Origin of the sequence: Thermoactinospora rubra, from assembly GCF_002093975.1 — a bacterium.
Classification (GTDB): Bacteria; Actinomycetota; Actinomycetes; order Streptosporangiales; family Streptosporangiaceae; genus Nonomuraea; species Nonomuraea rubra_A.
Map to the genome: position 1 here is coordinate 72,972 of NZ_MSZZ01000024.1, position 14,548 is coordinate 87,519.

12 protein-coding genes, 1 other RNA gene and 1 pseudogene are annotated in these 14,548 nt (G+C 71.1%); 8 read left to right on the forward strand and 6 right to left on the reverse strand.

The window, feature by feature from the left end:
• The first annotated feature begins 78 nt into the window (after positions 1-78).
• Together BSB02_RS23935 and BSB02_RS23940 are read left to right on the forward strand one after the other, a co-directional pair.
• Positions 79-1,506 (forward strand): AMP-binding protein, encoded by a 1,428-nt coding sequence (locus tag BSB02_RS23935; RefSeq protein WP_084962253.1) that lies wholly within the window; start codon positions 79-81, stop codon positions 1,504-1,506.
• A 44-nt stretch (positions 1,507-1,550) separates the two neighbouring features.
• Complete coding sequence (locus BSB02_RS23940) at positions 1,551-2,600, forward strand: S1C family serine protease (RefSeq protein WP_084962060.1); 1,050 nt, start codon at positions 1,551-1,553, stop codon at positions 2,598-2,600.
• Between the two features lie 67 nt (positions 2,601-2,667).
• Here the strand turns inward: BSB02_RS23940 and BSB02_RS43645 are convergent.
• Both BSB02_RS43645 and BSB02_RS43075 read right to left on the reverse strand, forming a co-directional pair.
• Positions 2,668-2,796, reverse strand: a pseudogene (locus tag BSB02_RS43645) (CHRD domain-containing protein); the annotation flags it as partial.
• Positions 2,797-2,840: 44 nt separating this feature from the next.
• A complete protein-coding gene (locus BSB02_RS43075) occupies positions 2,841-2,963 on the reverse strand; it encodes a hypothetical protein (protein ID WP_276206348.1) in 123 nt (40 codons plus the stop codon).
• 110 nt (positions 2,964-3,073) lie between these two features.
• Here BSB02_RS43075 and BSB02_RS40700 point away from each other — a divergent pair, with 110 nt between their 5' ends.
• A complete protein-coding gene (locus BSB02_RS40700) occupies positions 3,074-3,235 on the forward strand; it encodes a hypothetical protein (RefSeq protein WP_158088713.1) in 162 nt (53 codons plus the stop codon).
• Positions 3,236-3,260: 25 nt separating this feature from the next.
• Positions 3,261-4,004, forward strand: coding sequence for a poly-gamma-glutamate hydrolase family protein (locus BSB02_RS23945; RefSeq protein WP_084962062.1), 744 nt, complete (start codon positions 3,261-3,263; stop codon positions 4,002-4,004).
• Between the two features lie 12 nt (positions 4,005-4,016).
• On the opposite strand, the gene qcrB is transcribed toward BSB02_RS23945, so the two are convergent.
• Positions 4,017-5,312: a cytochrome bc1 complex cytochrome b subunit gene (qcrB, locus tag BSB02_RS23950; protein ID WP_084962064.1), complete on the reverse strand. Its 1,296-nt coding sequence runs from the start codon at positions 5,310-5,312 to the stop codon at positions 4,017-4,019.
• A gap of 90 nt (positions 5,313-5,402) precedes the next feature.
• A complete protein-coding gene (locus BSB02_RS23955) occupies positions 5,403-6,338 on the reverse strand; it encodes a TetR/AcrR family transcriptional regulator C-terminal domain-containing protein (RefSeq protein ID WP_240506614.1) in 936 nt (311 codons plus the stop codon).
• 92 nt (positions 6,339-6,430) lie between these two features.
• Between BSB02_RS23955 and BSB02_RS23960 the strand changes: the two genes are divergently transcribed.
• The gene (locus tag BSB02_RS23960) at positions 6,431-7,549 is read left to right on the forward strand and encodes an FAD-dependent monooxygenase (RefSeq protein ID WP_084962068.1); all 1,119 of its coding nucleotides are present in this window, start codon (positions 6,431-6,433) and stop codon (positions 7,547-7,549) included.
• A 98-nt stretch (positions 7,550-7,647) separates the two neighbouring features.
• Here BSB02_RS23960 and ssrA read toward each other — a convergent pair.
• Positions 7,648-8,035, reverse strand: a transfer-messenger RNA (tmRNA) gene (ssrA, locus tag BSB02_RS23965).
• 542 nt (positions 8,036-8,577) lie between these two features.
• On the opposite strand from ssrA, the gene BSB02_RS23970 reads away from it, so the two are divergent.
• Positions 8,578-8,778, forward strand: coding sequence for a hypothetical protein (locus BSB02_RS23970; protein ID WP_084962070.1), 201 nt, complete (start codon positions 8,578-8,580; stop codon positions 8,776-8,778).
• Between the two features lie 133 nt (positions 8,779-8,911).
• On the opposite strand, the gene BSB02_RS43650 is transcribed toward BSB02_RS23970, so the two are convergent.
• Entirely contained in the window at positions 8,912-11,077 is a 2,166-nt protein-coding gene (locus BSB02_RS43650) for a cellulase family glycosylhydrolase (protein WP_143591063.1), read from the reverse strand.
• Between the two features lie 384 nt (positions 11,078-11,461).
• Between BSB02_RS43650 and BSB02_RS23985 the strand changes: the two genes are divergently transcribed.
• Together BSB02_RS23985 and BSB02_RS23990 are read left to right on the forward strand one after the other, a co-directional pair.
• On the forward strand, positions 11,462-13,288 hold the full coding sequence (locus BSB02_RS23985; RefSeq protein WP_206184854.1) for a glycoside hydrolase family 9 protein: 1,827 nt from the start codon (positions 11,462-11,464) through the stop codon (positions 13,286-13,288).
• Between the two features lie 55 nt (positions 13,289-13,343).
• Positions 13,344-14,525: an ROK family transcriptional regulator gene (locus BSB02_RS23990; protein WP_084962259.1), complete on the forward strand. Its 1,182-nt coding sequence runs from the start codon at positions 13,344-13,346 to the stop codon at positions 14,523-14,525.
• The last annotated feature ends 23 nt before the right edge of the window (positions 14,526-14,548 follow it).

The following is a 14,548-nucleotide window of genomic DNA, read 5'->3' on the forward strand; positions in this document are numbered from 1 at the left end:
ATAAGGATCGTAGTCGCCCATATGTCCGAGCCTAGTCACCCTTTCATCCACAGAACGTTGTTCTGTATGGTCCGGGTCATGAGGGGCTTCTACGAGATCGCCGCCGCCGACCCGGGCCGCCCCGCGCTGCCCGAGGCCGGCCTGACGTACGGCGAGCTGCTGGCTAGGGTCAACCAGGTGTCGCACGGGCTCATCGCGCGAGGCGTACGGCGCGGCGACGCGGTGGTGAGCGTGCTGCGCAACGGCCCGGACGCGATCACCGTCATGCTGGCCACTTACCAGATCGGGGCCTACCACGTGCCGGTCAACTGGCACTTCACCCAGGACGAGATCGACTACATCGTCGGCGACTGCCGGGCCAGGGTCGTCATCACCGGCGACCTCGGCGACCTCGGCGAGGGCCGGCCGGCCACCCCGCCGGAGCGGCGGTGGGCGGGGTCCATGATGCTCTACACCTCCGGCACGACGGGCAGGCCCAAGGGAGTGCGGCGGCGCCTGCTGGACCTGACGCCCGAGGAACTGCACCCCATCCTCGTGCGCAAGAGCTACCGGCACTTCCGCCTGCCCTTCGGCGGGGTGCACCTGGTGTGCTCCCAGCTCTACCACTCCGCCCCGTACGGCCAGGCCATGATGGCGCTGCACCACGGGCATTCGATCGTCGCGCCGGAGAAGTTCGACCCGGTGGCCACCCTGGAGCTGATCGAGCGCCACCGCGTGACCAACGCCTTCATGGTGCCCACGATGTTCCACCGGCTGCTGGCCGTACCGGATCGGGAGAAGTACGACCTGTCCAGCCTCACGCACCTCTACCACGGCGCGGCCCCCTGCCCGCCCGCGACCAAGAAGGCCATGATCGACTGGCTGGGGCCCGTCCTGTGGGAGTACTACGGCTCCACCGAGGCGGCCGTCGCCACGATGGTGTCGTCGCAGGAGTGGCTGGCCAAGCCGGGGACCGTCGGCAGGGCGCTGGACGGCATGCGGTTCGTCATCGTCGGCGAGGACGGCCGCGAGCAGCCGCCGGGCGAGCCCGGCCTGGTCTACATCGGCGGCGTCAACCGCTTCGAGTACCTCGGCGACCCGGAGAAGACCGCCGCCTCCATGCGCGGGGACGCCTACACCCCCGGGGACATCGGCTACCTCGACGCCGACGGCTACCTGTTCCTGCTCGACCGGCGCACCGACCTGATCATCTCGGGCGGGGTGAACATCTACTCCGCCGAGGTGGAGGCGGTGCTGGTCGAGCACCCCGCGGTCGCCGACGTCGCCGTGATCGGCGTGCCGGACCCCGAGTGGGGGCACAAGGTCGTCGCGCTCGTCCAGCCGGTCCCCGGCGTGGAGCCGGGTCCCGAGCTGACCGAATCGCTGCTCGCCCACTGCTCGGCCAAGCTGGCCCGGCTCAAGCACCCGCGGGTCGTCGAGTACCGGGAGAGCCTGCCGCGCACCCCCACCGGCAAGCTGAGCCGGACGAGCCTGCGGCAGCAGTACCTCTCCCCCGACCGGCCCTAGGCGAAGCGGCGTATCTTTCGGCCCGAGCCGGGAAGTACCGGCGCATGAGGACGACACTCGCCGGTCTCTGCGTGGCTCTCCTGCTCGCAGGATGCTCTTCCGCCGCCCCGTCGGCCGTCTCCGGCCCGACCTCGGCGCCGCCCTCCTCCCCGCCGGCCGCCGCCGCGTCGGACGCCCTGGCCCTGGAGAGGGCCTTCGAGCGGGTCATCACCCAGGTGCTGCCGTCCATCGTGCAGATCAACACCCGGGTGGGCCTCGGCTCGGGCATCGTCTACGACGCCAAGGGCCACATCGTCACCAACGCCCACGTGGTCGGCCAGGCGCGGGAGATGGAGGTCACGCTGGCCACCGGCGGCGCGCCCCGGCCCGCCAGGCTCGTCTTCTCCTTCCCGCAGGGCGACCTGGCGGTCATCAAGGTGGAGGACGCGGGCGGGCTCAGGCCCGCCAGGTTCGGCGACTCCTCCAAGCTCCGCGTCGGGCAGATCGTCCTGGCCATGGGCAACCCGCTCGGCCTGACCGGAAGCGTGACGAACGGGATCGTCTCCGCCACGGGCCGCACGGTGTCGGAACCCCAGCCCGGCGGCGTGATCGCCAACGCCATCCAGACCTCGGCCGCCATCAACCCCGGCAACAGCGGCGGCGCCCTGGTCAACCTGGCGGGCGAGGTGATCGGCATCCCGACGCTCGCGGCGACGAACCCGGAGCTGGGCGGCGGCGCGGCCCCCGGCATCGGCTTCGCCATCCCCAGCAACACCGCCACCGACGTCGCCAACCAGATCATCGAGCACGGCAAGGTCGTCAACACCCGCCGCGCCGCCCTGGGCATCCGCGGGAACACGGTCATCGGCGGCAACGGCAGCCCGTCCGGCGTGCTGGTCTTCGGCGTCGTCCCCGGCGGCGCGGCGGCCAAGGCGGGCATCCAGCCGGGCGAGGTCATCGTGTCCGTCGACGGTACGGCGACGCCCACCATGGCGGCCCTGGCCGAGGCGCTCGCCCGCTTCCAGCCGGGCGACCAGGCGAAGGTCGAGGTGATCCGCCTGGACGGCTCCCGCGAGACGGTCACGGTGACGCTGGGCGAGCTGCAGGCGGAGTGAGGCGCCATCCGGGCCCGGCCGCGCGTGGCCTGGATGGCGCCCGACCGATCCAGCCGAGCTGGCCGAGCTAGCCCAGCTGGCCGCGGATGGCGCCGTCCGGGAACTCCGCGTTGTGGACGTTGGTGTAGCACCGGCTCGGGTTCCGGACGATGGCCCGCAGCTCGTCGCGGGTCAGCGTGGTGGCGGCGTTGCCGGTGGTCTGGCGCCCACGCCGTCCGGGTCGCCGGGACCGGGAACCTCCTAGGCCCCGGTCATCTCGACGAACCGGTCGGACGTGGGATGGGTCTCGGTTGCGCCAGCCGTACCGGGCAGGATCGCCGTTGCCGCGGCGAGTGCCGGAATCACGATGCTTGCCTTGATCACGGCAAGCCTCCTTGATAACTGTCAGTAGTGGCGTATTACTGTGCGCAGTGTTTCCGGGGTGTGCCGAATCCAAGCCGCACCGTCATCACCGGGATCGTCAAGGAGGCGACATGACCGACGACGACCTTGCGCCGCCCGACACGCCGAGCCTGGAGGCGTGGATCTTCCAGCTCCTCCAGCTGACGGGACCTCGCTCCAGCGGTGAGGCGGCCACCCGGCCCCCGGCCGTGGACGACCGCGTCAGCGGTGCAACCGCGGAGCAAGGTCCATGAAAGGGACATCGTCGTATGCTGCCGCATGAAAAGGAGCATTACGGTCGGCTTTGCCGGACTTATCATGCTGGGCGGCGCCTCCACCGGTTCCGCCGCCCATGCCGCTTATACCGCTCAGACCGCTCATAACGCCAAGACGGCCGACGTCTACCGGAACTACGCCGACCTGGCCGCGCACGAGACCGAGGGCGAGGACTACCGGCGCGTCTGGCGCCTGCCCAAGGAAGCCCTGCCCAAGAAAGTCAAGGTGGCGCACATCGCCATCCACGGCGGCGCGATCGAGGCGCCCACGACCCAGCTGGCCGGCCACGCGGCAGGCCGCAGGCACGCCTTCTACTCCTTCGAGGGCGTCAAACCCTCGGGCAACGGCGATCTGCACCTCACGTCCACCCACTTCGACGAGCCGCGAGCGCGCAAGCTGGTGGCCTCGGTGGACTACACCGTCTCCTGGCACGGCGCCGCCGGCACCAAGGCGACCACCTACGTCGGCGGCCGTGACACGAAGCTGGCCAAGAAGATCGCCACCGCACTGCGCGCCGCCGGGTTCACCGTCGCGGCGTCGGCGTCCGAAGAGCTCGACGCCGACAGCCCCGCCAACATCGCCAACAGGAACCGCAGGGGCATGGGCGTGCAGCTCGAGCTGAGCCGCGGGCAGCGGGAGCAGTTCTTCGCGCGGGGTGATCTCAGCCGCGCCTGGATCGAGGACCCGGCCCACCGCACCAGGGCCTTCTACCGCTACGTCGCAGCCGTCAACAGCGCGCTGTCCTGACCTGCCCGGGCCTCAGGTCCGGGACGGCACGCGGCTGGGGGCGCGGACGACCTCGGTGTATCCACCCTGCGGGGAACGCACGACGACCCCGGTCTCGACCCCGTGCGTGAGCAGCTGGGACTCCTGCCACCGCAGCGCCAGGCAGACGCGGCGCGTCACCTCGAAGGCCACGACGGGCCCCACGACGACGGCGACGCGGAAGAACCAGGTGACCGCGAAGAGGGACAGGTCGAAGTGGTGGGCGAGCTGGTCGTTGGCGGCCGCGGCCCACAGCAGGCCGTAGAAGGCGATGCCGGCCGCCCCGAGCCCGGTGCGGGTGGCGGCGTCGCGGGGGCGGTCCAGGGTGTGGTGGAGGCCGCGGTCGCCGGTCAGCCTGCGCTCGATCAGCGGGTAGGCGGCCAGGAGGGTGAAGAAGCCGCCCGGCACGACCAGCGCGGGAATCAGGACCGACAACGTCAGCGGATGGCCCGCGATCACCGGCTCCCACCCGGGCATGATGCGGATGGCGCCGTCCAGGAAGCCCATGTACCAGTCGGGGACCGCGCCCGCGCCGATGGTCCCGGGCCGGCTCGGGCCGTACAGCCAGATGGGGTTGATCTCGGCGACGGTCCCCAGCAGCGTGAGCACCCCGGCCGTGACGGCGAACAGCGCGAAGGAGGCCGGCCGGGACACGCGGGCCGCGCCCGGGTAGTGCGTGCGGCCGTGCCGCCGCAGCAGCCACCTCCTGGCGGCGAACAGCCCGGCCATGACCAGCGGCAGCACCAGCACGTGCACCCAGTAGAACAGCGGGATGACCCGCTCACCCGGTACGGCGTCGCCGAACAGCAGGCCGGTCAGATAGCTGCCGACGAGCGGGACGGACTGGGTGATGCCCTGGATCAGCCCCAGGCTGCCGCCCGAGAGCATGTCGTCGGGCAGGACGCCGCCCGTGACGCCCGCGGCCATGCCCAGGACGAGCAGGCCGACCCAGATGAGCCAGTTCAGCCCCCGGGGGCGGCGGAAGGCTCCGGTGAAGAACAGGCGCAGCAGGTGCAGGCAGACCGCGGCGACGAAGACCAGCGTGGCCCAGTGGTGGACCTGCCGCAGCAGCAGGCCGCCGCGCACCTCCAGGCTGATCTCCATGGTGGAGGCGAAGGCGCGGCTGACCGGCACGTCACGCAGCGGGGTGTACACGCCGTCGTAGCCGGCCAGGGACATGTCAGGGTCGTAGAACACCGTCAACCCGGCCCCGGTGACGAAGAGCACCACCAGGGAGTACAACGCGATCTCCCCGAACAGGAACGACCAATGATCCGTGCGTGACCTCATGCCCACAAGACGCCCGCCGGGCGGCGGATGTGACAGGTCGGCATGCGCGAAACCGGAGCGGTTCGCTTTCGGCGCGCTTCGCCCGTGTGCTCACAGAACGGCCCTGCCTGATCCCGGTCGGAGATCCAGGCCCTGGAGGAGGGCCCTGAGCCCGAACTCGAAGACCCTGTCGAGGTCGAAGTCGTAGCCGGCCGGGCCGAGCGCCCTGATCAGCTTGGCGAACTGCGGCGCCCGGCCGGAGGCGACGAAGCCGTTCATCGCCGCGGCCTGGGTGCCGGTCCACTGGTCGTCCGTCAGCCCGGTGGCTGACACCGCCTGTGCCTCGCGTTCCAGGTGGACGGCGAGGCCCTGCACGTAGCCGTAGATCAGCACCTCGATGGTGAGCATGGCGTCGGCGTCGAGGCCGAGGCCGTCGAGGGCGCCGAGCAGGCGCTCGCCGTACGCGAGCAACCCGGGGAGGGGCAGCGGACGGCTGAGCGGGGCCAGATGGGCGAGCCAGGGATGGCGGCGGTAGGTCCGCCACAGCGCCCTGGCGACGGCCGCCAGCCGCTCCCGCCTGGCGGCCTCGTCCAGGGGCGCCGGCTCCCGGGCCGGGCAGCGCTCCTCCCCGTAGGCGAGGTCGGCCATGGTGCGCAGCAGTTCGTCCCTGCCGCGCACGTGGCGGTGTATCGCCACCTGGGCGACGCCGAGCCGCGAGGCCACGGCCCGTACGGTCACCGCGCCCAGCCCCTCGGCGTCGGCGATCGCGATCGCCTCGCGCACGATCCGCTCGCGGGTCAGCTCGGCCGGCCCGGCACGCCTGCGCCGCCTGCTCAGCGTCGCCGCCACCACGGTCCCCGACCTGGGTCTGGCCTCCACCAGCCCCTCCTCCTTCAGGACGGCGAGCGCCCGCACCGCCGTCGCGAGCGCCACGCCGAAGTCGCGTGCGACGGCCCGCGTGGAGGGCGCCTTGTCGCCCGGGGCGAGCTCGCCCGCCTGGATGCGGCGGCGCAGCTCGGCCGCGATGCGGAGGTAGGGAGGTTCCATTGGCATCTGTCCTAGAACAGTCAGGGGCGGCAGGGCCGGGTCTGTTCTAGCACAGGTGGGCCTGTTGCGCCTGGCCGGGCTATCCATGACCCATGACTTCCGTACTGATCTCCGGCGCGGGCGTGGCAGGTCCCGCCCTCGCGTTCTTCCTTCGCCGCCACGGCTTCACCGTCACCGTCGTCGAGCGCGGACCCGCGATCCGGCCGGGCGGCCAGGCGATCGACGTCCGCGGCGTTGCCCTCACCGTCGCGGACCGCCTGGGCATCCTGGCCGGCCTGCGGCTCCGCCGTACGACCATGAAGGGCATGAACATGGTCGACGGCTCGGGAGCGGAACTGTGGCGGTCGACCGAGATGGCCCTGTCAAGCGGCCGCCTCGACACAGACGACGTGGAGGTCCTCCGCGAGGACCTCGTCCGCCTGGTCTACGACCGCACGCGAGACGACGTCGAGTACCTCTTCGGCGACTCCGTCGCCTCGCTCGCGCAGGACGGGCGCGGGGTGCGCGTCGCCTTCGAGCGGTCGGCGCCGCGCGACTTCGACCTGGTGGTCGGCGCCGACGGCCTCCACTCGGCCGTGCGCCGCCTCGCCTTCGGCCCCGAGGAGCGGTTCGTCCGCCACCTGGGGCAGTACGTCGCGGTCTACTCCATGGAGAACCTCTTCGGCCTGGAGGACTGGCAGAAGTGGTTCACCGACGGGCCGGTGGGCGGCGTCGTCTACCCGGTGCGCGGCAACGCCGAGCTGCGTGTCACGATCGGCTTCGAGTCGCCCCAGCCGATCGCCTACGACTACCGCGACGTCGAGGCGCAGAAGCGGCTCGTCGCCGAGCACTGCGCCCGCACCGGCTGGGAGGTGCCGCGCCTGCTGGAGGCGATGTGGCGGGCGCCGGACTTCTATTTCGACTCGATGGCCCAGGTGCGGATGGACGCCTGGACGTCCGGCCGGGTGACGCTGCTCGGCGACGCGGGCTACTGCGCCTCGCCGCTGTCCGGCCAGGGGACCAGCCTGGCGCTCGTGGGCGCGTACGTGCTCGCGGCGGAGCTGGCGGCGGCCGATGACGTGGAGGGGGGCCTGGCCGCGTACGAGAGGCGGATGCGGCCCTTCGCCGAGGCCAACCAGGCCATCGTCGAGGACAACCGCAGGCATATGGAGCAGGACCCGCAGGCCGTGAGCCCGGTCGACCGCGTCAAGAACGCGATCGAGCTCCCCTGACACCCGCGCCTCCCGGCACAAACACAAAGGGCGGCCGGATCGGCGAGATCGCCGACCGACCGCCCTGCGGACGACCTGCCGCGCAAAGCGCGGAACGTCGGTGGAGGTAGCGGGAATCGAACCCGCGTCCTTCAACCCCAAATCAAGGCTTCTCCGGGCGCAGCCTGCTGGTCGCTTTTCTCAGCCCCGGCGCTCACGCAGGCAAGTCGCCGACAGGCTCAGCCACTGTGAGATTTCCCGGCAGCCCCCGTGGCCGGGGCTACCGGTTGAGCCTTCTAGTCGATGCCAGATCCTGAGCCGAAGGCGCTCTCAGGCTGACAGCGGGTCGCTGCGATCAGGCAGCGAGAGCCAGGGAGTCCTGGCTAACCGCAGTGCGCTTAGAGTTGGCACTTATTTGTCGCGGTCACAGGATTAACGAGGTTATGTCCGCCGTCCTCGGCCCGCTTCCCCTGACTTGCAAGGTCAAAGTCGAGACCAGTCACCCCCTGTGGAGTTGTCAACACGCCTCACGAGGAGGTGCGCAGCAAGACCATATTTTCCCAACACCGATGACGCCAACTCCATTCCCGCCCACGACATGACTCCGCACCGTACGGCCGGGAATGACGGCGCCCCCTCCGAACGCCTTGGTCGCCGCAAAGCAGCCCCGCCGTGGCGCCAGCCGTACACCACGACCGTGCAGCGGCACCCACCAACGCCGGCAGCACCCAAGACAGCAACCCCTGAGGGGTGCCTCGGGCGTTCACGCCCGAGGCTGCGAGGGACGCGGCTCGGTCTGGACTGAGGAGCGGTGAGGGCGCCCAGCGCCCGAGCCGCGACGAGGGAAGACCGAGCCTTCCCGGCGTCCCGAGCACCGGCCGGAGCCGGCCCTGACACCCGAAGACTCGGCCGGCCTCCAGCCGCTCCCGCCCGAGCTGGTCTTCCCCAAGCACCTGCTGGACCGTTACGAGGCCAGGATCCTCGACCCCGCGACGGCCGAGCTGGACGCGGGCGAGACGCCGCCCGACTCCGCGGTCTACCGGGCGAGGGTGCTGCTCATCCCGGCCCGGCTGCTCGACGCCGACGGCCCGCAGCCCATCATCAAGGAGGCCCTGGAGACCGTGGGCATGGCCGTCGTGGCGCACGACGGCCGGGGAGCCGGCGACGCCGGGCTCCGCTGGCGCGCCGTCCCCACCGGCCATCCCGCACCCGGCCCGTCCAGATCACTCTCCTGGACCTGCCGGGAGTAGCCCCACGAGACCTCCGCTGACGACCGGCCACCTGCGGACAACGGGTCTGGCCGGCCCTCCGGCCTGTCCGAGAAGGGAGCCGGGGTGGACCCGCGTACGAGACGCACCCCGGCTCAGCCGGAGGTCGTGGCGGTCAGAAGTCGTCGGGCGTTCTGAGACGCTCGCGAATCCAGACGCCGGCCTCCTTGAGGCGGCTCGTTCCGGCGAACGGGCCGTTCGGGCAGGTGCCGCCGGTGAAGACGGCGCCGGACAGGTGGTCGTCGGAGTAGTTCCAGTTCACCCAGCTGATCTTCTTCTGGGCCATCAGGTCGAGGTACCGCTGCGACATCGTGAAGTCGTTGCCGCCCCCGCCCGACGCGGTCTGGGTGCCGAACTCCGACACGAAGACGGGGATCCGGTCCGCCGCCCGGGAGAGCGTGGCGAGGTACTGGTCGCCGTGCGAGGCCGCGTAGAAGTGGAAGGTGTACATGATGTTGGAAGCGTTGACCGGGTTGTTGACGACCTCGGTCTCGTTGCCGCCCTCGGACACGCCGAGCGACGACCAGGCGCGGGTGCCGACCAGGATCGGGGCGTCGGGGTCATGCTGGCGGATCACCGGGATGATCTGGTGCGCGTAGTCGCGGATCCTCGACCAGGACACGCCGCTGGGCTCGTTGGCGATCTCGTAGATGACGTTCTTCTTGGCGTTGTGCCGCTGCGTGATCTCGGTGAAGAACGTCCTCGCCCGGTCGAGGTTGTACATCGGGTCGCCGGGGGTCAGCATGTGCCAGTCGACGATCGCGTACATCCCACGCGCGGTGGCCATCTCGATCAGGTTGTGGACCCGATCGGTGAACATCCGCGGGTTGGTCTCGTAGCCGCCCTCTTGGATGTACATGGAGATGCGGAAGACGTCGGCCTTCCAGTCGGTGGCGAGCGCGTCGAGGGAGGCGGTGTTGAGGCACTGGTAATACCACTGGAGGCCGTGGCTGCTCATGCCGCGTAGCTGGATCTGCTTGCCGTGCTCGTTGCAGAGCTTGAGGCCGCACACCCGCAGCTGGCCGTTGGCCTGGACCGGGGTGCCGCCCCCGCCGCCGGGCTGGGTCGTGGCGGTCACGCTGTTGCTGGCCGCCGAGCGGTTGCCGGCCGCGTCCACGGCCTTGACCGTGTAGGTGTAGCCGGTCGAGGCGGCCAGGCCGCCGTCGGTGTGCGAGGTGCCCGACACCGTCGCCACCAGGCTGGAGCCGCGGAACACCTCATAGCCGGTGACGCCCGCGTTGTCGGTGGAGGCGTTCCACGCGAGGCTCACGCTGGAGGAGGTCGTGCCGGTCACGCGAAGGTTGCCGGGGGCGCTGGGCGGCGTGGTGTCGCCACCCGGACTCTGGCCGTAGACCTCGAATTCCCACAGGGAGTAGCCGTAGGGGGTGCCGCGCTGCGTGCCGTACATCCGGACATAACGGCCGGACCCGGACACCGTCACATCGTCGGTCCCGCCGTCGCCGGAGGACGTCGAGAAGATGTCGGTCCAGGTCGAGCCGTCCGCCGAGGTCTGGATCCGGTAGGCCATGCCGTACGCGGCCTCCCAGGTCAGCTTCACGCGCGTGATGGTCGCGGTGGAGCCGAGGTCGACGCGGAGCCACTCGGGATCGTGTCCTTCGGCGCTCGCCCAGCGCGTCGACGTGGTGCCGTCCACGGCCTTGGCCGCCTCGAACCCGGCGGCCTCGATCGAGGACGCGGTCGCGGGCTTGCCGCGGGACAGCAGCGTCTCCGAGCTGTCCGCCGGCGTCGTGGCGGTGACGCTGTTGCCGGCGGCCGACCGGTTGCCCGCCGCGTCCTTGGCCTTCACGGTGTAGGTGTAGCCGGTGGAGGCGGTCAGGCCGCCGTCGGTGTGCGAGGTGCCCGTCACCGTCGCCACCAGGGTGGACCCGCGATAGAGCTCGTAGCCCGTGACCCCGACGTTGTCGGTGGAGGCGTTCCACGCGAGGCTCACGCTGGAGGACGTCGTCCCGGTCACCCGCAGGTTCCCCGGTGCGTCGGGCGCTGTCGTGTCGCCGCCGCCCGAGCCGAGAGGCTTCCACAGCGACGCCGTGTTCGGCGGCTCCCAGCCGGGTTGCGAGGTGTGCGCCTGCAGGCACTCGTAATCGGTGCCGTTGTGGGTCACGCGGTCGCCCACGGCGTACGGCACTCCCGCCTGCCAGGCCGGATAGGCGACCGTGGCCGAGGCGCCGCCGATCGCGTGGGCACCGGTTCCCGGCGTGATGAGCATGCCTAAGGACAGGACCGTTGCCGCGATCAGCTTCCCGAAGGTTCTTCCCTTCATCGTCCTTCTTCCTGTTGGGGGTGAGGATCACGGTCAGGGCACCCCGTGGTCACCCGTCACCTTGATCATGCCTGGAGCTGGGACCAGCCCCGCCACCAGGGGTGTCGCCGAGGCCAGGAGGGCCGATGGGGCTCGGAGGTCCGCTTTGCAGGCAACGCCTGTAGTTAAGAAAATTTCCTAACTTTGGTGCGGAGCGTAGGTGCCCGCCGGTCCGCGTGCAAGACCCAAACTCGACCGGCCGCGCCCATGCAGGCCAATGTCACAGCTTGGTCGCCGCTCTTGACCCTCCGGTGATGACTTCGTAGCTTCGAGGCAAGTTAGGAAGATTTACTAACTATTGATCGAAGGTGTCGTAAGCGTTTTGACCTGACCTAGGAGGATCCGGTGAGAAAACCGCTCGCGGCAGGCTTAGCCCTGGCCGCCCTGACCATGGGGAGCCCCGCCCTGGCCGTGCCGACGCCCGCCGGCTTCGTCCGGGTCGACCAGGTGGGCTTCGCGCCCGGCGAGGCCAAGCACGCCTCCTTCATGTCCGAGACGTCCGCCGCCGGCGCCCGATTCGTGGTCGTCGACCGTCGTGGCCACGTGGTCCTCCAGGGTACGGCCGGCCGCGATCTGGGGCCGTGGAACGCCAGGCATCCCCACGTCTACGACCTGGACCTGAGCTCGCTCCGTCGACCGGGCAGCTACCGGATCAAGGTGGGCGCCGCCACGTCGGCCGAGTTCGAGGTGGCGCCGCCCCAGGCGTTCGCCCGGCACGCGGCCAAGGTGATCACCTTCTTCGGGCGCCAGCGCGACGGCGCCGACGCCCTGCGCGAGCCCAGCCACCTCAACGACCGGGCGGCCTCCGTCTACGAATGGCCGGTTTTCAGCGGCCTCGGCACCGACCAGATCAAGGGCGAGCTGACCAGGATCGGCGGGCCGGTCGACGTGGAAGGCGGCTGGTTCGACGCGGGCGACTACCTGAAGTTCACGCACATCCTGGCGTACGTCGACACGCTCCTCTGGGCAGCCAAGCGGGATGGCAATCACGATCCCCGCCTCTGCCACGAAGCCACCCACGGCCTGAAATATCTGGACAAGATGTGGGATGAGGCGTCCAAGACGCTCTACATCCAGGTGGGCATCGGAGCGGGTAACGCCGAGGGCACGTTCGTCGGCGACCACGACATCTGGCGCCTGCCCGAGGCCGACGACCACGACACCGCCCCCGGCCACCAGTTCATCCGCCATCGCCCCGTCTTCCGCGCCGCTCCCCCCGGTGAGCCCATCAGCCCCAACCTGGCGGGCCGTACGGCTGCCGCCTTCGCGCTGGCCGCCCAGGTCGAGCCTTCCCGCGCCCGGGCCCGACGCCTGCTGGAGCAAGCCGCCTCCATCTACGCCATGGCCAAGACCACGGACGTGGGCGAGTTGGTCACCTCGCTCCCGCACGCCTTCTATCCGGAGAGCGTGTGGCGCGACGACATGGAGCTGGGCGGGGCCGAGCTAGCACTCGCGGCATTGCGCCTGGGCGACCCCCGGGCCTCGCAGTGGCTGTCCCAGGCGGCTCACTGGGCCTCGCAGTACATGGAGCACGAGGCCGGTGACACCCTGAACCTCTACGACGTCAGCGCCCTGGCCCACGCGGACCTCGCGCGGGCGCTGCGGAAGGCGCGCGCCACCGGCCTGGCCGTCACCGAGGCGGACCTGATCGGCGGCCTCAAGGCCCAGCTGGAAACAGGGGCCCGGCGTGCGTCGGCGGACCCCTTCCGCGCCGGCGCGCACTACGACCAGTTCGACTCCGTGCCCCACGCCTTCGGGCTGGCCGCCACGGCCCGGCTGTACCGGGACCTCACCGGGGACCGCTCCTACGATCCCTTCGGCACCGCGCAGCGCAACTGGGCGCTGGGCGGCAACGCCTGGGGCGTCTCCTTCGTCGCGGGGGTCGGCGACAACCCCATCCAGTGCCCGCACCACCAGATCGCCAACCTCACCGGCGAACCCGCCGTGGGCGCGGTGGTCAACGGTCCGAACAGCTCCTCGCTGTTCGACGACGGCCTGGGCGGCCACTTCGAGGAGATGACCAGGTGCCCGGCCGACGGCGTCGACCGCTACGAGCCGTTCACCGGACGCGGCAGCCGCTTCGTGGACGACGTGCGCTCCTGGCAGGCCTCCGAACCGGCCGACGACTTCGCCGCGATCGCCCTCTACGCGCTCACCTTGCACTCGCGCTAACGTGAGCTGCTGGGATGTCGGACCGCCCATGACGTGAGGTGACGTGAAGACCCCGATGCCCGGAACACCGAGCCTGCTGCGCGCGATCAACGACCATGCCGCGCTGCGGGTCCTGCTGGAGCGCGGCCCGCTGACCCGCCCGCAGATCGGCGAGCTCACCGGGCTGTCGAAGCCGACAGCGTTCCAGTTGCTCGCCCGCCTGCAGGCGGCGGGGCTGGTGATCCGCGACGGGGTCAGGTCCGGGCAGCCTGGCCGGGTGGCGGAGACCTACCGCATCAACCCGGCCGCCGCCTACGTCGCCGCCCTCGACGTCACGCCCGAGGGCATTGCGGCCCGGGTGGCCGACATCACCGGCGCCACCGTGGGCGAGCACGAGCTGCCCACGCCCCGCCGGCCCGCGGACAGGCTCGTCGAGCGCCTCCAGGCCGCCCTCGAGGGGGCGGCCGCCCCAGGGCCGCTGCGCCGCGTGGTCATCGGCGTGCAGGGAGCGCTCGACCCGACCACGGGCGAGCTGGGCTACGCCACCGCCGGCGACATGCCGGGCTGGCAGATCCCCAACCTGGTGTCCACGCTCAGCGAGGAGCTCGGCGTGGCGGTCGACGTCGAGAACAACGTCAACCTCGCCGCGCTGGCCGAGCAAGCGCACGGTGTGGCGGCCGGCTGCTCCGACTTCGTCCTGCTGTGGGCCGACGAGGGGCTCGGCGCGGCGCTCGTCATCAACGGCCGGCTGCATCGCGGCGTCACCGGAGGCGCGGGTGAGGTGGGCTACATGCCCACCCCCGGCGCCCCGACGGCTCGCGACACCGGGCCGCTGGCCAACCACGGCTACCAGGCGCTGGTCGGCGGCCCCGCCGTACGCGACCTGCTCCGGTCGTACGGCGTGCGCAGCCACGACTTCCAGCGGGCGGTCGCCACGGCGGTCCGGCTGGCCGAGCAGGGATCCGGCGCCAGGGCGGACGACGCGCGAGCGGGGCTGCGTGTCGTGGCCGCCCGGCTGGCGCTCGGCCTGGCCTCCATCACATCGGTCGTCGATCCCGGGCTCATCGTCCTGGCGGGTGGCGTGCCCCAGGCCGGCGGCGAGCTGTTGCGGGATCTCGTCGAACGCGAGCTCTACGCGCTCACCATCCCGCGGCCGCAGGTCCGCCTGTCGGCCGTCGAAGGCAACCCGGTGCTCGCCGGCGCCCTGAGCCTCGCCCTCACCACGGTTCGCGACGAGATCTTCGGCGCCGCGCTGTAGCGCGACCCTTCTTTGGAGCGGTC